Source organism: Occallatibacter sp. (assembly GCF_036502485.1).
Taxonomy (GTDB): domain Bacteria; phylum Acidobacteriota; class Terriglobia; order Terriglobales; family Acidobacteriaceae; genus Telmatobacter.
Map to the genome: position 1 here is coordinate 1 of NZ_DASXYM010000128.1, position 22,808 is coordinate 22,808.

General features: G+C 58.5%; 11 protein-coding genes. 2 read left to right on the top strand and 9 right to left on the bottom strand.

Going from position 1 to position 22,808, the window contains the following annotated elements; all coding sequences use genetic code 11:
• Nucleotides 1-222: 222 nt before the first annotated feature.
• Together VGL22_RS16660 and VGL22_RS16665 are read right to left on the bottom strand one after the other, a co-directional pair.
• Complete coding sequence (locus VGL22_RS16660) at nucleotides 223-984, bottom strand: tetratricopeptide repeat protein (RefSeq protein WP_465268071.1); 762 nt, start codon at nucleotides 982-984, stop codon at nucleotides 223-225.
• Nucleotides 985-1,251: 267 nt separating this feature from the next.
• A complete protein-coding gene (locus tag VGL22_RS16665) occupies nucleotides 1,252-4,683 on the bottom strand; it encodes a TonB-dependent receptor (RefSeq protein WP_465268072.1) in 3,432 nt (1,143 codons plus the stop codon).
• 384 nt (nucleotides 4,684-5,067) lie between these two features.
• Here VGL22_RS16665 and VGL22_RS16670 point away from each other — a divergent pair, with 384 nt between their 5' ends.
• A complete protein-coding gene (locus VGL22_RS16670) occupies nucleotides 5,068-5,790 on the top strand; it encodes a GntR family transcriptional regulator (protein WP_465268073.1) in 723 nt (240 codons plus the stop codon).
• A gap of 489 nt (nucleotides 5,791-6,279) precedes the next feature.
• On the opposite strand, the gene VGL22_RS16675 is transcribed toward VGL22_RS16670, so the two are convergent.
• The 3 genes from VGL22_RS16675 to VGL22_RS16685 all read right to left on the bottom strand — a co-directional run bounded on the left by VGL22_RS16675 (nucleotide 6,280) and on the right by VGL22_RS16685 (nucleotide 12,289).
• Nucleotides 6,280-7,707, bottom strand: a complete 1,428-nt coding sequence (locus VGL22_RS16675; RefSeq protein WP_465268074.1) for a sugar porter family MFS transporter — start codon at nucleotides 7,705-7,707, stop codon at nucleotides 6,280-6,282.
• Nucleotide 7,708: 1 nt separating this feature from the next.
• Complete coding sequence (locus VGL22_RS16680; protein WP_465268075.1) at nucleotides 7,709-11,119, bottom strand: DUF5107 domain-containing protein; 3,411 nt, start codon at nucleotides 11,117-11,119, stop codon at nucleotides 7,709-7,711.
• A 72-nt stretch (nucleotides 11,120-11,191) separates the two neighbouring features.
• On the bottom strand, nucleotides 11,192-12,289 hold the full coding sequence (locus VGL22_RS16685; RefSeq protein ID WP_465268076.1) for a LacI family DNA-binding transcriptional regulator: 1,098 nt from the start codon (nucleotides 12,287-12,289) through the stop codon (nucleotides 11,192-11,194).
• 106 nt (nucleotides 12,290-12,395) lie between these two features.
• On the opposite strand from VGL22_RS16685, the gene VGL22_RS16690 reads away from it, so the two are divergent.
• A complete protein-coding gene (locus tag VGL22_RS16690) occupies nucleotides 12,396-14,507 on the top strand; it encodes a glycoside hydrolase family 2 protein (protein ID WP_465268077.1) in 2,112 nt (703 codons plus the stop codon).
• 15 nt (nucleotides 14,508-14,522) lie between these two features.
• On the opposite strand, the gene VGL22_RS16695 is transcribed toward VGL22_RS16690, so the two are convergent.
• From VGL22_RS16695 to VGL22_RS16710, 4 genes are all read right to left on the bottom strand, one after another.
• Entirely contained in the window at nucleotides 14,523-15,164 is a 642-nt protein-coding gene (locus tag VGL22_RS16695) for a response regulator (protein WP_465268078.1), read from the bottom strand.
• A 57-nt stretch (nucleotides 15,165-15,221) separates the two neighbouring features.
• A complete protein-coding gene (locus VGL22_RS16700) occupies nucleotides 15,222-16,274 on the bottom strand; it encodes a glycoside hydrolase family 53 protein (RefSeq protein WP_465268079.1) in 1,053 nt (350 codons plus the stop codon).
• Nucleotides 16,275-16,367: 93 nt separating this feature from the next.
• The gene (locus VGL22_RS16705; RefSeq protein WP_465268080.1) at nucleotides 16,368-19,793 is read right to left on the bottom strand and encodes an outer membrane beta-barrel protein; all 3,426 of its coding nucleotides are present in this window, start codon (nucleotides 19,791-19,793) and stop codon (nucleotides 16,368-16,370) included.
• Nucleotides 19,794-20,074: 281 nt separating this feature from the next.
• Nucleotides 20,075-22,597, bottom strand: coding sequence for a beta-galactosidase (locus VGL22_RS16710; RefSeq protein ID WP_465268081.1), 2,523 nt, complete (start codon nucleotides 22,595-22,597; stop codon nucleotides 20,075-20,077).
• Nucleotides 22,598-22,808: the final 211 nt, after the last annotated feature.

Below are 22,808 nucleotides of genomic sequence, written 5' to 3' on the forward strand. Positions count from 1 at the left end.
CGCTCTGTTCGTACTCCAATACAAGCCGGTCCGCCTCTGCACGGCTCCGGCGAACCCTTCCACTGATCGACTCGCTCATCCACTGAGTCCATCACGCGAACAAGAAATCCGAAAGACTGTGGTTCGTTGGACGCGTACGAACGAAGTGGCAGCCGAATCAGATTTGCCGCAGGCATCCAACAGCAAGCCGGTCAGTCTGCTGGGCAATGTGCCCTGTTTCCGTCATTGGCTTTCAGGTCCTTGCCCAGAAGTGAGACTGCGGTGGATGGAGAATTCCTTCTCTGCTTCCTCTTTGTGCCCGGATCTCTCGAGTGCCGTAGCGAGCGTGTGGTGGATCTCCGGATTTCCAGGCGTGAGGCGTTCCGCAGCGCGCAGGGGGGGGACTGCCTCATCATATCTTTTCAAATTTACGAGACACAGCCCCTCGCCGAGATAGGCCTCCGCAAAGTTGCGGTTGTACTTGATTGCTTCAGAAAATTCCGGAATTGCCTCCTGGCATTTTTCAACTCTACGTGCAAGTTCCCCCAGAATGTAGTGCGCGCCGGCATTACTCGGATCGATAGCAATCTCCTTCAGGAACTCTTGTTTCGCACGTTCTGCGGCCTCGGGTCCCGCGTCCGGCCGGGAGAGAAGCAGCCTGCCCAATAAGAAGTGAATCCCGCGAGCGTTGGGGTCTTTTTCGATGATCGTCTCGTATTCATGCTGAGCTGGTTCCCACTTACCCTGCATTTCGAGGGCTTCGGCGTTCAATTTATGGGCGGCAGTGGATTGCGGAGCCTCGCGGCCAAGATCCTGTGCTGTTCGCGTGGAAAGGTCGGAATAAGCGTGAATGATTACAAAGAGGACATCCGGGTCTTCGCGAAATTGTCGTGTCAATAAGTGGATGAACTCATTCGTCGAATCACGGTCGTCAACGGCCAGCGAACAGCGAATGCCCAGCACGCCAGCCTGCTTGCGCAGCTCAGCGGGGACGGTCGCTGCCATTGCATGTTTCAGTGCAGAGATGCTTTCACCACAGCGTCCCTGCTCCGCGAGACTGATTGCTTTTTCGGGAGTTAAAAGGGTTCGAGAACTGTGAACCTGGGATTGCTGAGCGGTCAGAATCGACCCGTGCCAGAAACATCCCAGTAGAGCGGGAATTGCCGCGGCCTTCGCCAAGTGTCTGCGCATCTGGAAATGGATGTCGAAATCCTTTTGATGTAAAGTGACGCAGGCGATTTCCTCGCCTGCGTCACTATACGCGCGCCATTTTCAATAGTAGAGTTTCAGCGCTAACTGTATGTTCCTTGGTGGTTGTGCGCCGGTAATCTGGCCCATGGTGGCCCCCAAACTCATGTTGGGTGCGTTCCACTGGACATGGTTGAAAGCGTTGATGAAGTCGGTTCGGAACTGCAAACGGAATCGTTCGGTGACCGGGAAGTCCTTGTGCACACTCATATCGATGTCGGTGTAACGAGGCGAACGCAGGTTGTCGAGTTGAGGTGAGCAGTTACCGAAGGTGCCGACCGCTGGGTTGGTGAACTGTCCAGTATTGGTGAACCACTGAACGCCAATTCCGGGTATGGCTGTCTTCGTGATCGGCGGGATGCCGCTGCAGTTTGCTCGCGCTCCGCGGCCAAATGTACCAGAGACATCCTGGGCTCCATAAACCGGCAAGGGCCAGCCGGTACGGAAGGAGACGATCGGGCTAACCGCCCATCCTCCGATCACTTGATTGACTACACCATTGACGTTCTTCGCCAACATCTTCCCGCGTCCAACGGGAAGATCGTAAACCGCGTAGGATGACAGGACGTGTGTGGCATCGTAGTAGCAGGGGGCCCATTCCGATCGCTGATCGTAGACGTTCTGCCAGTACGCTGAAGCGCTCAGGGCGTTGTTCCACGCGCCATAATACCCGGTGCTGTCAGACATGCACTTGGAGAAGGTGTACGAGACCTGATACTGCAAACCATGATTGGCCGTCTGCTGCAGCACGGCTTGCAATGAGTTGTATGTCATGTTGCCATTGGACTTGGTGCCCGATACAGTTGCGCCTTCGCCGCCTTGAGCAGGGTCGCCCAACACGTCGTAGAGGGCCATGTTCTTTGCGAAGTAGGGGCTCGGGGCAGTAGAGCCATCCGACATCAGTTGTCTCTGGGCGAAATCAAAGGGCACCATCAGATGAGTCCCCTTCTGCCCGACGTATCCCACCTGAACCGTTGTATTGCCGGCGAATTGGTGTTGAACCGTCGCGTTCCATTGATCAGCAATCGCAGGCTGCACGTTGGGATCCCAAACCCGCAGGTAGGCCTGAGCGTAGCAAGCATAAGCGGGTGGGTCACAAGAGGCGGACGACGCCGAACCCGCGATGCCATCCGTTGTATCGGTTAGAGGAAGCGCCGTGTTGTTATAAATTGCGTTGATTTCTGCCGGGGTAAAGGGTGGGTTGAGTGTCAAGCGGAGGTTCGTCCCGGTTCCTTCCATGTACGACGAGATAGTGAAGGCGCCGCGGATCACGGTGCGACCGCCCAATACTCTCGGAGTCCACGCGAACCCGATGCGGGGTTGGAAATCCCTGCCTCCATAGAAGCCGTTGTAGAGAGCGCGACTTGCCCCGTTCTTGCCTGCGAGGTCAATGTTGCCGGTGGCGATGTTGTAATTCGCTTGCTGGTCGTTGGCTTCAACCCAGGGGGCGTGCGCGTCGTAACGCAGACCTAGATTCAAGGTCAGGCTATCCGTCACGCGCCATGTGTCTTCCGCATAAAACCCGAAAACGTTGCTGGATTGCTGCCACGTTTTACCGGTACTCACGCCGCGGCCATATTGAAAATTCAGGCCGAGAACAAAATCAGCGCCACCATCCCCTCCAGAACCTCCGACGCTGGGACTGGTATACCTTCCGTCGAAGTCCATGAGGCCAAGTTGACCGTTGTTGCCGGCATAGAAGGTCTTGATAATCTGGCGCCACATCTGACCGCCAAACTTGAAGTTATGCCGCCCGTGATTCCAGCTCAACCCGTCCTCGAACTGCCAGACGTGGTCATCGAAACTTTGGGTCGACTCCTGCGTCCCTATGTTGTTAAGCGCCGAATTGCTGAAGTTGAGCGCAAGCAAGCCATCGAGAGTTCCAGGATTGCCGTTCCCGATGCCCAGCGTGTTGCCAAACTGCCCAACACTCGAGTCCCAGGAATTGCCAGTGTTCAGGGTGACGTGGCTCCAGCCGATGCGGGCGTCATTCACCAGATTGGTTCCTATCACGCGAGTCCAATCGCCGACTGTGTTGTAAATTGGCGTTGTTGAGAAGCCATTGGACAACAAGACCTGCGAATTAAAAGACGGGTTGTTTTGATAAGCCCTGGTGAAGCGATAGGAGATGTTGTCCTTTTGCGAAGCCTTGTAGTCTACCTTCAGATCGCCCTGGTCCACGTTTTGCGCTGAGTTACTCGTATTCACTGCATTGTGCTGCAGCGAGGTGTTGACGGCGGCTGGATACAGACTTGACTGGAATAGCGCGGTCGCTACGGGACTGATCATCACCGTTGGAATTACATTGTTTGGAAATGGCTGGCGCTTCGCCGCGGGCGTTGATGAAGAAGTGCACGGCGCCGTGAACGATGCGCACGGGTTGTATAACTGGCCTGCTCCTTTGCACACGCCGTTCGCGAATCCGCCCTGACAAAGAGCACCAAAGTCACCGCCGCGCTCAGCAGCGGTGAAGACCGTGGTCTCGCTCGATGAACTTGGAATATCGAATCGCTGGCCCTGGTAGTCGGCGAAGAAGAAGAGCCGGTTTCTGATGATCGGCCCGCCTACGGTACCGCCAAACATATTCCAGCGCAGCTTAGCCGTAGGAAGCGCAGGACTAACCAGCTTATTCGACCAGCTGTTCGCGTTTAGAACGTCGTTGCGGAAAAACTCCCAAATATCGCCGTGAAAGGCGTTGGTGCCGGACTTGATCGTCGCATTGACGATTCCGCCTTCAAAATTGCCAAACTCTGCCGGTGCGTTATTCGTAATCAGGTTGAACTCCTGAATCGCGTCCGGGGCCGGCGTATAGCCTAGCAAGTTATCCGATACCTGATTGTTGTCCATTCCGTCGAGCATGAAGTTATTCGCCTGCTCGCGATTGCCGTTGATCAGGGGGCGGCCACCGTAACCCCCAGTGTTGTTGCCATTGTTGAAACTGCTTGGATCGGTCGAAACCGCGCCCGGCGCAAGTAACGTCAGTTGCACGTAATTACGCGAAGCCAGAGGAAGATTGTCGTTGGTTACGGCGTTCATGACGGTGTCGACCTGTGTCGTTTCTGTTGCAAGCACAGGGGTGGCGCCGGTTACCTCCACTGTCTCACTCGCCTGACCGACTTTCATCGACACGTCGACGCGAGCCACCTGGTTCAAGGTCAACACGAACGCTGGGTAGGAGGACAAAGCGAATCCGCTTTTTTCCACCTTAACGCTATATGCGCCAACGGGAAGTTGAGCGATCCGATAGAGACCGGTGTCGTTCGTGAGGGTGGTGTACGTTTGACCACGCTCCTGTGAAGTTGCCGTCACCTGAGCGCCAGGCACTGCTGCTCCCCCTGGGTCGGTCACTGTGCCGGTAATGGAAGCCGTTACCTCTTGGCTCCAGCCGTAATGACAAATTCCGGCTACAGCCGCAAATAGTAGGAGCGAACGCGACAACGCGGAAAAACTCCCCATCACATGCCTCCTGGAAATTCAACAAAACGTCATAGCCGATGCTATATAGCGGATTGAGCCCGCGAGTCAAGCAAAAACTGCACTGCAACCTCTCGTGAGCAGCTTTAGCGATTTAGCGCTTCGACGGTTGCGCCCAGGTTGGTGGAAAGAGGCCTGGATCTCAATTGTTCGAGATGTAATATCCCGTAACACGTGTATTTTCTATCGATTACTTATCTAATTGTCATACTCCCCCAGATTGGCTTGCTCCGCAAGCCCGCTTCCCTCTTAGTTTCTCCGTGCTGCGTATCCAGATCGGGGCGGCTGGCGGCACGCAGGTACGATTGTCTTTGAAGCACTAGAGCACTTTGTAGTAAGGTGCATCTGCGTAGGGAGCATTTCGTAATGGCAGAAGTCCGAAAGAACGGGCTGCCCGCGTACAAGCAGATCCAGGGTGCAATTGTGAAACGGCTGGAGCTCGGCCTGTTGAAGCCAGGTGATCTTGTGGACTCCGAGCGCGAGCTGGCGCGGACTAACGGCGTCAGTCTGATGACTGCGCGGCATGCCCTCACCGCTCTCGAACGCGAGGGCCTGGTGGTACGACGCCGAGGCGCCGGGACCTTTGTCGCTCCACCAAAGATCCATTTCAACAAATTGATGAGTTACACGGAGCAGATGTCCGGCCGCGGCTTGGCTGTATCTTCAAAAGTGCTCTCGTTCAGCATCGTTCATACGGAGCATGAGATTGCTGCGCGACTTGCGCTGCCTGCGACTGGCCCTCTTGTTAAGCTCGAACGCCTGAGGCTCAGCGGCGATGAACCGTGTGCGATCGAGACCTGCTACCTATCTGCCGATGACTGTGCGGGCATCACGCAAGCTCGGCTCGACCGACTCTCGCTGTTCTCCGTGCTGGAACACGACTACGGGATCCAGATCGCGCATGCAGACGAAGAAGTAGACGCGACCACAGCGGATGCTCACACGGCTCGGCTTCTGGATATTCCCCTGGGTGGCGCAGTTCTTCGGATTCGCCAAAAGATTTACTCCACAACGGGCAAGCCTGGGTTATACGTGCTCGGTCTTTATCGATCAGATCGCCACTCCCTCTTCATCCGCCGATTTCGTTGACTGTGAGTAAGCGACCTCCGTAGGTCCGCCCAGATCTAGACCTTCAAGCGTTGGATGATGGCTAGTCCTTGTCTTCCGAACGCGACCACCAGGTCTGACGAAAGACCGAGACTCGTCATAACCGTCGATATCTTCTTTGCTGACCAGATGGAGGCCGGACTCACGTTACGAAATGTGCTTGCCACCGTGACGACAATGACCCGCTTTGTCTGCTTCACCATTGCGGTAGATCAGAGCCTCCTCGGATTCGAACGTAGTCACGCATGTCTCAGCCGAGCCCCCGTCAAAGGGTGAGTTTGCCGAGCTGACTGACACCGAAGTGACTTCGAGCGAGGCGATCGTGCGGGAGGCATTCGAGGGTTTCAAGGGGGATGAGCGGACAACTTCCAACGATGCGATCTCCATGCTGGGCCAGAAGAATCATTTGTCTAAGAGTTGCTTTCGTGCTTCGCCCACAAAAACGAAAGCACTTAAAGGACCGGGGAAATCTCATGGCCTGGTAGCAGTCTGATCCAGCAAGTCGAGGGAGCGTCCTTTTGTTTCGCGTACAGCGAACGACACGAATACGGCCCCGGCAAAACAGATGAGAGTGTACAGGAAGAATGTACCCGAGGTCCCGAGCGACTGATTGAGAAGAGGAAACGTGTAGGTGAGAACGAAGGAAGCCACCCACAGCGTGGCGATCGACACCGATACGGCCGATGCGCGCATTCGATTGGGAAAAATCTCCGTGATGAGAACCCAAGTGACCGGGGCGAGCGACATGGCGTAGCTCGCAATCGCGCAGAGAGTGAGAACGAGTACCCATGTGCCATGCATGTGAGCGCGATATGCGAGGCTGGCGGCAAGGTGAGAAATGCCAATAGCGATGCACCCGAAGATCATGAGCCGGCGACGGCCAAAGCGGTCGACTAGCAGCATGGCAACGAGGGTGAAGACCAGATTGATGGCCCCCGTAATCACGATGTTGAAGAGAATTTCGCTCACGCCATATCCGGCGCTCCGATAGATCTCCTGAGCGTAGTTGAAAAGAATGTTGATGCCGCTCCACTGTTGAAGGATCGCCAGGGCGGCGCCGATGGCGAGCAGCTTGCGTCCGGGTGATACAAGCAACTCGCGCCAGCCCGCGCGCTCATGCGAACCAGCGAGCGACGCCTGAATGGCCTGCAACTCGGAGTGCGCATACCCCTTGCCGCCGATTCTGCGTAACACGAGCAGTGCGGCATCGCTCTTCTGCCGTGCGGCGAGCCAACGCGGACTTTCAGGGATGAACGGAGCCGAGCAGAGGAAGAGGATTGCAGGTACTGCCACGGCGGTAAACATCCATCGCCAGCCGAACAGCGCGTTCCAAGACGAAGCGAGCACCTGTCCATGCAGATCGGATGGGATGATTTCGGCGATGCGCCAGTTTGCCAACTGCGCTGCCAGAATTCCAATGACGATGGCAAGCTGGTTGAGGCTGACGAGCCGGCCCCGCCATTCCGCTGGGCTGATCTCGGCGATGTACATCGGAGACACATTCGAAGCGAGGCCGATGGCGACTCCCCCCGTGATTCGCCACACAATGAACGCACTGAATGTATGGGCCCATCCGGTGAGAACGGAAGAGATGGCGAACAGCAGGGCACAGCAGACGAGGGCTTTCTTGCGTCCAAACCGGTCGGCTGCAGGCCCGGCGAGAATGGACCCGGCGAAGCAGCCGAGCAGTGCGCAGCTGTTGGCCCAGCCGATCAGGGCCTCTGATCTGAGCTGAAAGTAGACTTCGTAGAACGGCTTGGCTCCGCCGATCACCACCCAGTCGTAGCCGAAGAGCAATCCTCCCAGCGCGGCAACGAATGCGATGGTCCAGAGATAGCCGAGATGAAGATCGGTACGATCGAGAGACTGGGGCAGGGAAGCAGACGATGGCGTATACATGTCAGCGCACCGCCGCCCTCTTGTTGATTTGGCTCAATCGCTGCTGCAGGTCGCGAGCCCCAGAGTGGTTGCTATCCATCGAGAGCACGCTCCGCAGCAATTCGAGAGCCTCCTCATCGCGTCCAAGTCCAGCCGAAGCCTGCGCGCGAATAAAGAGGGCTTCGATTCGATTCCGCCGCGCTAGGTCGTCGTTGAAGAGCAGCATGGCAGGCAGCGACGTAGCAAAGTAGTCAATCGTCGGTTCTCTCTGCTCTAGTTCCGCGGAGTATTGGATCATGCGGCTGAACAAATCCGTCGCTTCTGCCTGCCTCCCCAGACGTTCGAGAGAGAGCGCGGTCCAGAAGGTCATCTCGGAGATGTCCCGAACAGACATCTGCTGAAAGTCGCCTTTCTGCTGGGCTGCCCGGACCCACCAACTCCGGCCTTCTTCGCTGTGCCCATCGCGGTGGAATGATTCACCGATCCAATAGAAGATATCGCTTTGGTTGGTGAGCAGGTGCTTCGCTTCGCCGAGGTTCTCGGGTGGTTCCAGGGCGGCGAAGAACTCGCGTCGCGCTGCAGAGAAATTGCAGAGGTCGAGAGCGCGTTCACCCAGAAGAAGGCGAGCGCGCACGTACTGGCCAAGCACAAGACCCTCGCCACCCTCCCAAGGCTGGAAACGGCGATTCAACAGGACCTTCAAGGCTTCGTCGGAGCGGCCCACGTGGTTGAAGAGGGTCGCCAACTCCACCGATAGATCATCGCGGGCTTCGACCTGCCGCGGGAATTTCCGGAACTCGCTCAGCCGCTCTTCTGGCGCGCGTCCTACTCGCTTCCAGAGCTGATCCCGCTCGTAGAGCACGCGGGCGTCCTGCGGATTGGCTGCAAAAGCGGATTCGAAACTGCACAATGCCCGGGCAGCGTCATGGCGGACGTTGAAGTAAGCAATGCCCAGGTTGCGGTGGGTAGTTGCGAATGATGGGTTTGCTTCGGCTGCCTTCTCCCATTGCCCGATTGCTTCGTCGTACCGCCTGCGGTCGTAAAGCAGTATGCCGAGCAGGTAAGACGGCGCCCAGTGAAGGCTCCTGGCGAGAGCCCACTCGAGTACCAGAAGCTCTTCCAGGCGACTGGGGAAGCAGTAGTCAAGAGAGGCATCAGTGGCTTTGGCGAGGGTTTGAACCGCGCCTGAAGTGCCTAGGTTCTCCTCGACCCAGGCCAGCGTAAGAAGGATCATCGGTACAGAGCCGTCCTGAGCGTTGACGTCCGCAGAATGCAGCACTTCTTGCGCATCCTGGAGGAAGCCGGCGCGCACGAGATCGAACGCGAGGTCAAGACATTCCTGGCCGCTTGCTGGCGGAATTCCCTTTTGCCAACGAGCCCCGATGTCGAGTGGATCGAGGCGAAGGCATTCGTCGATGGCGCGGTCCGCGGCCAGACCTTCTCCCATGCGGCGCAGTACTTTGGCGTGCAGATTCAAGGCATTCAGGTTGTCTGCATCTGCTCGCAGACTGCGCTGCACGTGAGCGAGGGCGCTCTGCCAGTCATGCTGTGCCGCGTCGAGTTCGGCGAGCGCAAGATATGCCGCTGCGCGCGAGGGCGCGTTCCAGGCTGCCTTGTAGAAAGCATCGTATGCCTCCTTGTTACGGCCCTGGTACCTGCGCGCAAGGCCCAGGTTGTAATACGGCTCCCCCTCCCGCGGATTGGGGTTCAACGCCGTGAGCCGGGCAATGGCGGCCTGGAAGTGCGTGGCTGCCGCTTCAAACTCGCCGCGGCGGAGATGCCGCAGTCCCATGGCATTGCGGATGCGAGCGTTCCTGGGATCACGCCGCAGTCCTTCGGCCCAGTAGAGCTCGGGCATGCGGGTCGCATGGCGATACTGTTCAAGGTGCAATCCCGTGAGATAGAGTTCCTCGACGGTTTCGATCTCCTGGGGCAGCTTCGGTTCCTTTGCCACGATCGGCGGAACGGCGGGCTGTACGCGTGCAGGATCGTATTCGATGAGCAGCCGGCTGCCTGCGTACACGGCCACCGCCCACTCCGCGTCATTGCTACCGGGCGGCAGGGGCGATTCAATCAGAGCGGGATGGGCAACGCCGATGGGTGTCTCCCATCGCGCAACCTCAATGCCGCTCCTCGTCAGGACAACGGTTGCGGAGTCGAGAGGACTCGTCACGCATACGCCAATTCGTGCAGTACCGCCTTCCGTGCTGAGGCTCAGCGCGGCGTTCACGTTAGCCGCCATGGGAGTACCGATGGCCTGAATCGGGTACCAGCTCTGTGTAAAGCTCTTGGTCTCCCACGGGCCAAGGTAAGAAAAGTCCGGCTGGTTGTCGGTATACACGCCTGCCATCAACTCGATGTAAGGGCCGTCATGGTCCGTAAGATTGCGGTCCCAGGCATATCCAAATTCGTGGTTGCCCCACGTCCACTGCTTCTTTCCGGGAGCAAAGTGATGGTTGGCGACATGCACTATGCCGGCTGCCGCCCGATGATCGTAGCCGCCGAAGAAATCCTGTTCAGTTCCGGTGATCATGTAGCTCGTGGGAACGGGAATGTTGGCGTACCAGCTGAGGTCGTTCGGCGGATAGCTCTCGTCCGGCACGAAGTGCTGCGGCCTCTCGTTCACGGGAACTCCCGTTCGCGCGCGCTCCCCGTAATTCACACCGTAATAGAGGCCGCCGCTCAGTGGAAACGACGTCACCGCACGTTTGGCATGGTCAGCGACGAACCGCACGTCTCGTGGGAAAAAGGACTGATACCTTTCGTGCACCCGCGTAGCGACATTCGCCCACCAGAGAAACGTCTGCGTGAAGGGCGTCCGGTTGTACAGGCGAACTCGCAGGTCCACCGCGGCGTGACCGGGCCGCAAACAAACTCCATGCATCCCTTTCATTCGCAGCATCGGATCGTGATCGCTGCACCAGATCGTCACGGACCCGTCATCTGCCCGTTCGATCTGCGTCGACACAGCCATGAACGTAGCCGGCCGATGGTGCTGAGGCCAGTTGAATTCGACCCCACCCGAGATCCACGGACCCGCCAGACCCACCAGCGCTGGCTTAATGACGTTCTGCCGGTAAAAGAAATCGTAGCCGGTCGTCTTGTCGTAACCAACATGAATTCGACCTCCGATCTCAGGCAGGATCATGAGGCGCAGGAACTTATTTTCAATATGAATGGCTTTCCACATCTTCGGCGCAGGCTCGGTCGCAATGCGGTCGATAAAGGGAAGCGGGTAGATTCTTCCGCTGCTGCCCTGATACACACGTTTTTCCAGGAACATTGGATTGCGATCCGGCCCCTCGGGAAGATAAGTCAGGATCTCCACATCCTGCTGCCATGCCTTTACCGGTCCATGCTGGTCAGCGGGGGCATCCGGCAGGGTGATGTGGCGCGTGGCAGACGCTGCTGGAAGTGCCCCAGTGCTCGACATTTTTAGCTCCCGTTAACGTTAACGTACACGCAAAAGCTACGCGCCCAAGGTACCTATGTCAAGTGTCGTCATTCAGATCGCTTGTTCAGATTTCCGCCTGCTGCTACCCGAGTTGTACGCATCCAGAAACAGTGGCAGATTGCTGCGGAGAACCAGGTGGGGCGCCAACCGAACCGAGGACTCGGGCGCACTGCCCTGGAGCAGGTAATGGCGAAGCATTTCAAAAGCCATTCTGCCCTGTGTAAAGGGACGTTGATGCAGCGTCGCAAACACCTGCCCGGATTCGATCCACTGAGCCATTGCCGCGAACAAGTCTGTCGCGATGACCTGGACCTGTCCGGGCTTGCGGGAATCAGCAAGTGCGCCGATCACCGGCGCGCTGTTTGCGGTGTTGATATAGATGCCGCCCAGATCTGGATGTTTCTCCAACAACCGCAATGTGGCCTTCCGGGCCTCGCGTGCTGATTCGTGCGATTGGACGGCGGGCAGCATAGCCAGATGAGGGGCAAGAGTGGCCAGGGCGCCCGCAAAGCCGCGAAGCTTGTCCGCATGATCCTGGATTCGCAGGTCGCCGGTAATCACCACCACCTCGCGACGGGTTGAAATCAGCCGGCCCAGCAGTTCCGCCGCAATACCGCCGCTAATCGCCGATTCCACCGAGACGGACCCGAGCCTGGGCACGCGGGCCGCATCGGTGGCCACGAATACGACCGGTTTGTTCTCCATCTCTGCCGCCTGGCAGGCGGAGATCAGCTTCCCAGCGAGCCCGGGCGCAAGAATGATCCCATCGTACGCGCGCCAGTTGTGCCGCTCCATGGCCGCTGTATCGCCCTCGCCCAGCCGGATGTAGGAATGGAAGACCACCTCCAGGTTTGCGCCTCTGGCGTCGCGTGCGGCAGCCTGTATGCCGGCCCGCAACGGGTCGAAGAAGCATTCGATCTGTTCCGGCAGAAAAACGCCAATGCGGTAATGGCGGTTCAGTTTGAGATTCCGGGCGGCGAGATTGGGCGTGTAGTTTAGCTTCTGCGCCAGCTTCAGCACCCGCTCCCGGGTCTTGGGGCTCACGCCGTCTCGCCCATGCAGAGCCCGGTCGACGGTACCGATGGAGACACCGAGCGCCTGAGCAATCTGCCGAATGCCGGCGGGGCCGTTGGACTCCTGCTTCTTCATATCATTCCGGTATTGCTATTCAGGTTGACATTGCCGCAGCGCATTGCATACTGTGGCTATGCTTCCGTGTACGTACCCGTAAGTATACCCACGCTTCGAGGTGAATGTGCAAAGCAGGCGCCAGTTCCTTCATGCCATTTCCGCGGGAGGCTGCCTGGCGGCGGCGGAACGCCTTACGGCGAAAACGCTGGCCAACTCCGATGAACCGCTGACGCCTTACACGATTTCACTCCGGGACGGCTGGGAATTCCGGATGGACCCCTCTGCGGCGCAGCAGCCTTCCGATCTTCTCCCGCAAATGTCTGGATGGTCTTCCATCCAGGTGCCGCATACATGGCAATCTCTAGGCAGATCGCCGGAGTATAGCGGGGTGGCGTGGTACCGGCTTCGTTTTCAGGCGCTGGCTGAGTGGTCCTCGCGGCATGTGCGGATCGAGTTCGAAGCCGTGAACCATACGGCGCACGTTTTTCTGAACGGAAAGCCGATCGGCGAGCACGTCGGCAAGGGATACACCGCCTTTACCTTCGACCTCCCTCAACTGAAGCCTGCAGACGAAAACACTTTGCTGGTGCGCGTCGACAATCGACCTCAGGATCGCATGCTTCCGCGCAACAAAAGCTACGATTGGCCCGACGATGGCGGCATCATCCGGCCCGTCAACCTGCTCATCACACCACGCGTCTTCATTGAGCGAGTCGAGATTGATGCAGTACCTGACCCTACCGGCGTTTCAGCCGAGATCCGAATTCGAGCCCTCGTGCGCAACACCTCTCAGCAACGCCAGGCAACGACTCTCCACGCCGGCATTCGCCAGGATGGCAGCGCCGGTGAAGAGTTGCGCCTCGGCCCGCTATCCGCATCTCTCGAACCTGATGGCTGCAAGCTCGTCGACCTCGGTCCCGTGGCACTGCGCAATCCCGCGCTGTGGCACTTTGATACGCCTCATCTATACCAGGCACGCGTCGAGTTGAAGAGCGCGTCTGAAATCCAGGAGTTCGCGGAACACTTCGGCATTCGCAAATTCGAGGTGCGCGGCTCGGCGTTCTACCTCAACGGAGAGAAGGTCTCACTTATCGGCGTGGAGCGCATGGCGGGGAGCCATCCTGAGATGGGCTTTGCGGAAACCACGGAGTGGATCGACAGCAATCACCGGGACATGAAGGAGCTGAACTGCGTCTTTACCCGCGTGCACTGGCCGCAGGATCGCCGCGTGCTTGACTTCTGCGACAGGCACGGGATTCTCATGCAGCAGGAAGTGCCGGCATGGGGTCCTGAAACATTCTGGAAGACTTCCAACGAAGTTCAGCACGCACTCGAGCAGAACGGACTCGATCAGCTCCGCGAGATGATTCAGCGCGACCGCAATCATCCCTGCATTGTGGTGTGGGGCCTCTGCAATGAAGTGGACGGAAAAAACCCGCGCACCCGGCAATTCGCCCGAACCATCAGCGCGGAAGCGCGGCGCCTCGATGCTTCGCGTCTGCAAACCTATGCTTCCCATACCTTGGCCACCGATCCAGCGAGCGATATGGCCGGCGAGTTCGATTTCGTCTCTACCAACGAGTACTACGGCAGCTGGACACCCGGTGGGCCGGCTGATGTCGAATCCCATCTCGACAGGATTCGGAAGGCGTTCCCAGGCAAACCTATTGTGGTTTCTGAATATGGCTGGTGCGAATGCCAGCCGGCGATCATGCCGGGCGATGAGAATCGAGTTTTCATCGTGAACTCGCACACGGAGGTCTTCCGCAAATTTCCAGAGGTAGCGGGTGCCATCTACTTCGACTACGACGATTACCGCACGCTTGTTGGCGACAAGGGTGCAGGCGCCCTGCGGCAGAGAGTGCACGGCGTGGTGGATCTGTACGGGAGGAGAAAGCCATCCTTTGAGGCGCTGCGTCTGCAAGCAAGTCCCGTTGAGCGCGCAATTCTGCGCGAATCCGCTGAAGGCGGCTATGAGTTCGAAATTGGCACACGGCAGCAGCTTCCCGGTTACACGCTGCGCGGCTATAGCCTGCGATGGCTGGTTTATGGCTATGACGATCTGCCCATGGAGGGGGGCAAGACGGAGCTGCCGGACCTTCATCCCGGCTCCTCCCAGACATACAAGATCAAGCCTTCCATTCCGGCAGTCAGACGGATGGTTGTGGACCTGTTGCGGCCCACTGGGTTTTCAATCATCACCGTGGAGTGTCTGGATAAGGCGGGCCGACACTGATGCGCTCGTCCGGCGCTACAGGTGAACCAGTCCTCGCTGCAGCGCGGCAACAGCGGCCTGCGTCCTGTCGGATACGTTCAGCCGCGACAGGATCACGCCGACGTGGCATTTCACTGTGGCTTCGGTAATGCCGAGGTCTTTTGCAATTTCTTTGTTGTTTTTGCCTTTCACGATCAGCTTGAGCACTTCACGTTCACGAGCACTCAGGTCGGAATTCGGCGTGCGCGATGAAAGCGCGCGCGATACCGGCGGCGGCAGGAATCTGCCTCCTGAATTCACCCGGCGCAAAGCGCTCACCAGCGCGTCGTGCGGCATGCCCTTGATAATGTAGCTGCGCGCGCCCGCCTCCAGAGCCTGGTGAATGTCCTCGTCTCCTTCGTAGGTAGTAAGCACAACGAAGCGCGCGTCATGATGGCGGGCAATGATGTTGCGTATGGCATCTACTCCGCTCATGGCTGGCAGTTGCAGATCCATCAGGGTGATGTCAGGAAGGAATTGTTCGTAGAGTTCAATCGCTTCTTCCGCACTTCCCGCCTGCGCTACGGTTTCCATATCCGGCGTGGCGTCGATGATGGTGGCAATGCCGAAACGCATAATCGGATGATCGTCCACCACCAAGACCCTGATCTTCCCGATTTCCTTTACCATTCGCTGCATATTCATCGTCCTCTGAGCCGCGCCAGGGGCGAGCAGCCCTGAAACCTCCGATGCCGCTCAGCGGCCCGATGTATCATCGAAAGCCGAAATCACAGGCAACACATTGCCATTCTCATCGAAGAAGCTGCGCCCCCGCAGCGGGCCCTCGGCCGCGGGTTCCCACCAGAAGACGCCCTGGCCCAATCCGTAGGGAACGGCGCGAACGGCGGCATCCACCGCCTGCAGAAAGGCCCTTTGCCCGGCGGGGCTCTCGGCAAAATCATACTTCTTCTCTGCTGCAGCCATCGATGTCCAATTCGAAGCTGTCTCGACGACGATGATGGGGCGGCGGTAGCGTAGCGCCAGATCGTGCAGATTACCGCGCAGCTTCGCAATACTGCCGTGCCAGAAAGGATAGTACGACAGTCCTATCAAATCGAAGCGTACGTGGTGTGCAATCAGGTTGTCGAAAAACCACGTCGCCGCATCGTAGTCACCGCTGCGTTCGATGTGGATCATAATGCGTGGCATTCGGAAAGGACCGCGGCCCGCATCGATGCCGCGGATGCCGGCTTGGAGCAAGTCCGCGAAGTTGTCCCAGTTATTGGGCAGCTTGCCATCGGGCCAGAGCATGCCCGCCGTGACCTCGTTTCCAACCTGCACCATGTCGGGCATGACTCCCGCCCTGGCCATCGATCCGATGACGTCGCGAGAGTACTCAAAGACTTGCTGTACAAGTTGCTTGTGCTTCAATTCGCGCCACGCCGCGGGCGTGGGCTGCTTGCCCGGATCTGCCCATCCATCCGCGTAGTGGATGGAGAGCAGAAGATGGAAATTCTGCGCCTTGGCACGCTGAGCGAGCGCGATCGTGTAAGCAAGGTCGTTCGGCAACTTGTCCCCATCAACCGAGGGGTCGTGAAACACGCGCAGCCGCACCCAGTTGTAATGGTGCTCGCGCAGCATGGCGAGCACATCGGAGGGCTGGCCGTTCTCCTTGAATACAGCCCCGTCCTTCTCGCACTTGGCGAGAAACGAGATATCGGCCCCGACCGCGTAGGTCTGCGCCGGCAGGTACCGCACGAGCACTGCAGTGATGCAGCACAGGAAAACAAGATTACGAAGAATGCGCATGCTGAATGAGTGAGGTGCACAAAGTTCCGGCAACGAGAGCGGTTTGCGCTTTTCTCGTTGCCGGCAGTTTCAACCGATGTAGTTCAAATGATTTCAGAAGTTGAACTTCGCCGCTAGCGAGAACTCGCGGTGTCCCGTCTTGTTATCGATCGTGCCCGCTGGGTTGGTGCTAACCATCTTGCCGTCCGTGTCAAAACCCATGTACATGTTCGGATCGTACGGCTTGAACCAGTTCCATGGATGGTTGAACAAGTTGAATGCCTCCGCGCGGAATTCGAGCGTCTTCCTCTCTGCCACCTTGAACGTCTTGAACACGCCGGTCGAATCGTTGATGTACGCGGGGCCGTGAATGTACGGCAGGCGATACTGACCGTTGGAGAGCTGCGTCGGACCGGCAAAACAGGCAGGGTTGAAATACTGGTCCTTACCCAGCCCCTTGCGCGGATCGCAGATCAGCTTGGGAACGGCGACCTCGTTGGGAGTGCCGGTCGCGAACGCGCCGTAATTGCCGGGTCCCCAGATGCCAATGGTGTTCTGATTCACCGCGTATTCCGAGCCGAAGTTGTTGCCGATCGGACCGCCCGACATCTCCTGGAAGATTCCGGAGAAGTGCCAGCCGTCCAGCGCCGCATTGCCGAGTCGCGAATTGCCAAGATGGCTCTTGCTCACGCTGGGAAGATTCAGGTAATACGAGAGGCTCAGTATGTGCGTGCGATCGAACGGAGCCGGGCCGTACCAGCGCGTCATGTCGAATGCGTCTTCGGCGTTGTAGGCCAGGGTCTTTCCGAATGTGTAACTGCCCCAGTAGTTGAGCCAACCCCTTTGGCGCGCGATCGTCAACTGCAGCGCGTTGTAATTCGAGTTCAGGTTGTGCTTATGGACTGAAATGTCGCCGTAGTTCTTATACGGGCGGCACTGCTGGTCGTACCAGGTTCCATACCATGGACCTGTTTCGCAGCCCTCGGGTACGGGATTGAGAACGCCGTAGCCGACGAGGTCGTGGCTGGAGTTAGCCACGTAATTGGCTTCCACCTTGTTGGCACCCCAGAACTGATGCGACACGGCAAGGTTCCACGAGTAAGTGACCGGCGCGTGATGATCGCTCGGGTTAGCGGTTCCCCACACACTGGGAAGCGTGGTAGAGACGTCCAGGTTCGAGAGACCGCTTAGGGTGTACGGAGTCGATCCCGCCCACAGGCTCACGGTCTGGAAGTTCGGGGGCGCCATGATTGCCGAGTAGGCGTTTATACCCGGATCGCTGTAATAGTTCGTGCCGAAGCCGCCGCGGATGATCGTCCTGCCCTGACTGGACAGGTCGTAGGCGAAGCCCAGCTGCGGCGCCCATTGGAAGCCCAGCGGCTTGGAGCCCGACAGCGGCACCGAGGAATTCGTGCGATGCGATTGCAAGCCGGTGTAATCGGTGTAGCTCGAGTTGGCATCGTAGGCCGCCGGATTGAAGACCGCGATGTGGCCGCCACGGTCGTACCACCAGCCGATGTGATCCACGCGCAGGCCATAGTTGAGGGTCAGGTGCGAGTCGATCTTCCACGCATCCTCACCGTAAAAGTCGAAGCGGTTCAGCTGCATGGCTGCTTCGATGTTGTTGCTCGACTGGCTATAGTTGGAAACGTATCCCAGCAACAGGTCGGCCCAGTCGTTGCCTGTCACCGTCGTGTAATTCTGCGTGGTCACCGAGCCGTTGTCGTTACCAGTGGTGCGGTTGTTGAAGCGCCCCGTCTGCCAGAAGAAGCCCACCTTGATCAGGTGTACGCCCTTCAGCTTCGTCAGACCCTCATTGAAGGTATAGTTGTTCTGCGCGCCGAGGTACGGAGGCGCCTCGCCGCCCGCAATATACATTCCGCCGAGATTTTTCTCGAAGCTCACGTTGGGCAGAAGATCGTTATTCGTGTCGTAGAGATTCGCGTAGGGGTAATTCGTCGCCGTGCGCGAAACCGCCTCGACATTGTCGATCACCGTGAACAGAGAGAATCTTGTGTACCCCAGCGAAGCCTCATTGGTGAGCGTCGAGCTAAGCACGTTTGTGAGCGTGGTGTTCACTGAATTTGAGGCGTTCTTCTGGTTCTGGGGAACCGGATAGGGAGCCTGGTTCCACTGGTTCCAAGGTCCGTATGGAGAAGGCACGCTCTCGTTCTCGTGGTTGTAGCGTACGTAGGCATGCGTCTTCTCGCTTGCGGCGAAATCAAGCTTGAGGATTTCCTGATTGCGCGGCTGCGACACCACGAAGTCGGTGATGAGATTGAACCCGCCGTGCGTGGCAGGATCCACGTTCGGCAAGGGCAACGCGTTCATAAGAATCTTGCCGCCGGGATCGATCACGTCGGCGTTGATCTGCCCCCATCCATGCGCTCCATTGCCGCACTGGGTCCAGATCTTGTCGCACGGGTTGCTGCCCACCATCCAGTTCAGCCAGTTGTTCTCCGGCCCCGAGAGCGCAGTGAGATAAGCCGAATCGCTGAAATCGCCATTGCGCATGTCAGCCGTGGGCACCACGGCTGAACGCGGCACCAGGTCCACGTGCTGTTGCGAAATCTCGGTAGCCGCAAAGAAGAACAGCTTGTCCTGCAGGCTCTTCGCGTGCGGAATCTTCAGCGGTCCGCCGATCTGAAATGCCGGGTAGTAAAGCGAAGTGTTCGGAGCCGGCAAGCCGTTAGCCTTCTCCTGCCAGTCCGAAGCGTTCAGTGCATGGTGACGGACCGTGATCTCCGCCAGCCCATGTATTTCCCGCCCGCCCGACTTAGTCTCGGTGGAGACTACCACCGGCCCGTTCGGCTCCGCCGCCGAATAGGCCGCCGACTGCACCTTCAGCTCGGCGATCATGTCCACGTTCGGCGTAACCGCCGCTGCTCCTGCGGTATTCAAGTCTGAAACCGACGCGCCGTCGCTCACCACTGACACCTGGTCGAAGCGGTTCCCGTTCACGGTAAACGCGCTGGCGTTCTGGGTGAAGCCGGCGGAAGCGCCGTTGTAGACGCCATTGAAATTGCCAGTGTTGCCCGATCCGGGGATCAGGCCAAGCAATTCAATCGCGCTCCGTCCCTCAATGTTCATGTTATGGATCTGGGTATCGCTGATCGTGTAGCTCACTTCGCCGGTCGTGGCCGGGGTCAGTTCAGCACTCTCCGCGGTCACGGTCACGGATTGGTTGGCCGCGGCCACGGGCAGAGAGATCCCCTTCAACTCGATCTGGTCGCTGATATGAACTTCGACCCCTTGTCGCACCAGCGTGTTGAAACCTGGTGCCGACACCGCCACATCGTACGTGCCCACCGGAATGCCGACGAGCGAAAAGTACCCGCGATCGTCGCTGCTCGTGGTGCGCTTTATCCCCGAAGCCGCATCGGTGATGACCACGGTTGCATGGGGAATCAGCGCGCCGCTCTTGTCGTTGACGGTGCCCGTCAGGGTGGCGGTGTTGCTCTGTGCGTCGGCTGTGGCCATGCCACCCACCAGCAGCACAGCCATCGTAATGACGATGGCGATGCGAATTACCTGTTTCATCTTTGAACCTTCCTCTGGCACTCCCAAATTCACGGCTTTTGTCGTTCGATTCTTCTAGTCCGAAGGCGCAATGAGATCGCCATAAGAACTTTCACGCGTATGTCGCGGCTCCCCGGATGATCGGATCGGATAGTAGTCCCGCCGTTGTGCGACTTGAATCCGACTAAAGTCGGATTGGCCGCAAAATAATTTGCGCTCCCTCTGCAACGGAGGCATGCTTAGAGAGCTAGCGCTGCGGTGAGCCGACCGACGACTTCCGCGAAGCCGCGCTGCCGCTGCCGTCAGCGCCCGTCAGATGTGTTTCGTTGGCGATCTGACGTTTTCGTTTTGCCTGACCGGCTAGCCCCTCCGTCTGTAAGAACGAGTTGGTACTCGGGCACGAGACGCATCCTTTCGATGCCGGCAGCCTGGCCGTTCGATCCGAAAGCGGGAGCGTGTTGCAACTCGAAATAGACAGGAGCATCCCGTCGCAAGGGCATAATGGTCAACCCAAAGGAATGAGCGTTTGATGCAAGGAATTCACGCAGCCCGATCGACCATGTCTGACCGTTGTAGAAGTTATCTGTAAGTAGTGTCTTGCTCGCGTCAAGGCGGGCCAGATCTCCCTGGTATGTTACCTCCATATATATATTGCTTAGCCCTTGGAGCGAATCGGGCGGAACCTCGATGGACCAGCGGCCGGCATACGGCGGATCGTCGGGCCCCGGCGCCTCGGCCACCCCCTGGGAGCGCCACCCGGGTGGAGGTCCGAGTTTCACCGGCGGGGCCTCGCTCGCGGGCTGAACTAAGGTGTATCTCAGTTCCGGATTGCGCGCTCCGGCGTCTGCGGTGAAGCGAGCCGACTGCGGCGTTGCTTCACCTCGCATCACCGGAAGGCTGCCTTGCGGAGTCGAGTCGACGGGCGGCGTGATCGTAAATGCGAAATCCGCGCTTCCGCGGGAACGAAGGAGAATTCGCTCCTGCCCCCCTCCCGGGTCGGCAAAGAAATCCTGCGCCGTGATGAGCAGGTGTTGACTCGCGCCAATGCCTGCTGAATTGCCGCCAAGCTCCACCTTCCAGGCGTCTTCCGCCTCCGTCCGCGTGAGCACCACAAGGTGAACCTTGCCACCCTTCGCGTCCAGCGCGTCGATAGACGAATCCACACCCGGCTTCAGGCCACTCACCACGAGGATGCCTTGGTCCCGGCTTGCGTCGCCGCTAGTGGAGCGCAGCGATTTCACGGTATTCGAATCGAAGGCAAACTCAACCGGCAAGCCCGGGATGGCGACGAAATAGAGCGTGTCCTCCCCCTCGCGCGCAATGCGCGTAAACAATTGCGCAGTGCTGTAGCGGATGTTGACTCCACCCGCGTGCAGGTTGAACGGCCAGATGAAATAGCTGCCGGTGGGAATGTCTATGGGATGGTTCGGAACGCGGAGGATTCCTTGCGGAAGACGAACTTCAAACTGCGTCGCAGCCCGCGCCGGCATCTCGTAGTTGCGCACGTGGTTGTTGAAGAAGATGAACCCTGAATCTCCGCGCGAGCGGACCGCGGCACGAGGCACAGACAAATCACGTGGATTATCCGGCTGACGGTCGGGAGCGTGCACCACCATCGGGGCAAGATAATCGCCGAAGTCGTTCAGGAAATATTGGAACACCTTCATCTTCCGGAACGACTCGCGCTCCTCGCCAAACTCGCTCAGCGGCGCCTGGAAATCGTAGGACTTGATGGGGAGGTCATTGGGATATCCGGTCGCCTGCGACTCCTGGAGCGTGGAGAGTTTCCCATCCGGATTCTCTCCTCCCTGAAACATGTACGTGCCGTACAGATTGACACCCGAGCCCAGCATCACCGGGAACATCGCTGCGATATCGTCGGCATGAACCACCAGCCGGCGGTGATACGTATTCTGAAGGCCGCCGCCGATCTCCGCAGTGAAGTACGGCAAATGCGCTGTCGCCGACGTATCCTCGCCGTCCCCGGCCGCTGCGCCAATCACTCCCATATTCGAAGCCACGCGGCTGTGGAAGCGAAACGCATACACTTCCGACGGCGGCAGTTTCGTCGTCGAAGCGTCCCACGGGGCGTCAGGATAGCCGCCGTAAACCGGGATGACCGCGCCCGCTGGAACCACGGCGTGGTCCCACCCCGTGACAAAGTAGAACGGCACATCGAAGCCGACGTCGACCGCAAGCTTCTTGAGCTCCAGGATGTGCGCTTCCCCGGTCCCGGGGCTGCGATAGCCGTACTCGTTTTCGAGTTGGATCGCGATGATTGGGCCGCCGTCCTTCCACAACAGGCCCTTCACCTGCTCAGCAATCTGCCCGTACCACCGACGCACGTACGAGAGATACACCGGGTCGTTCGCGCGGGTCTTCACACTCTTTTTGAGCAGCCAGTCGGGGAATCCTCCGTTGCGCACCTCGCCATGGTCCCAGGGGCCAATGCGGACCTCAACATACATCTTGTGCCTGGCGCATAGCTGAACAAACCGGCGCAGGTCGCGCCGTCCCTGCCAATCGAATTGCCCTTCGATCTCTTCGTGATGGATCCAGAATACGTAGGTGGCGACCACATTGATGCCCGCCGCCTTCATCTTGAGGATCTCCTCCTCCCACAGCGATTCCGGATAGCGGGAGAAATGAAACTCGCCGACCACGGGCAGCCAGGGCTTGCCGTCGCGCAGGAGATAACGGCTGTTTACGGCCAAAGTGCTGCCGGAAGGTGATTTCGCGGTGCCTCCGTCATAGCGTGCTGGCCCCGGCTCGGTGTAGGGCTGGCTGGCGTCGATCGCAATGGGAGTGGCCACCTGGGCAGACAAACGGGTAACCTGAAGCAAAAACAGGCCAACCACAGCAAAGGCGAAAAACCTGATGCACACACTGCGGACCGCTGCGCGCAGGCCTATAGATTTCGTTCGGCACACAAAAAACATTGCGTATCTCTCCAGGACAAGAAAGATAACCTTATGCCTCCTCGCCTTGTGGCGAATCCGACCAAAGTCGGACTAGAACCAAAAATGGTCTCCCTGC

Coding starts and splice junctions, on each gene's coding strand:
- VGL22_RS16660 (WP_465268071.1), bottom strand. CDS start 984: ATGGCAGCGACCGTCCCCGCTGAGCTGCGCAAGCAGGCTGGCGTGCTG.
- VGL22_RS16665 (WP_465268072.1), bottom strand. CDS start 4,683: ATGGGGAGTTTTTCCGCGTTGTCGCGTTCGCTCCTACTATTTGCGGCT.
- VGL22_RS16670 (WP_465268073.1), top strand. CDS start 5,068: ATGGCAGAAGTCCGAAAGAACGGGCTGCCCGCGTACAAGCAGATCCAG.
- VGL22_RS16675 (WP_465268074.1), bottom strand. CDS start 7,707: ATGTATACGCCATCGTCTGCTTCCCTGCCCCAGTCTCTCGATCGTACC.
- VGL22_RS16680 (WP_465268075.1), bottom strand. CDS start 11,119: ATGTCGAGCACTGGGGCACTTCCAGCAGCGTCTGCCACGCGCCACATC.
- VGL22_RS16685 (WP_465268076.1), bottom strand. CDS start 12,289: ATGAAGAAGCAGGAGTCCAACGGCCCCGCCGGCATTCGGCAGATTGCT.
- VGL22_RS16695 (WP_465268078.1), bottom strand. CDS start 15,164: ATGCAGCGAATGGTAAAGGAAATCGGGAAGATCAGGGTCTTGGTGGTG.
- VGL22_RS16700 (WP_465268079.1), bottom strand. CDS start 16,274: ATGCGCATTCTTCGTAATCTTGTTTTCCTGTGCTGCATCACTGCAGTG.
- VGL22_RS16705 (WP_465268080.1), bottom strand. CDS start 19,793: ATGAAACAGGTAATTCGCATCGCCATCGTCATTACGATGGCTGTGCTG.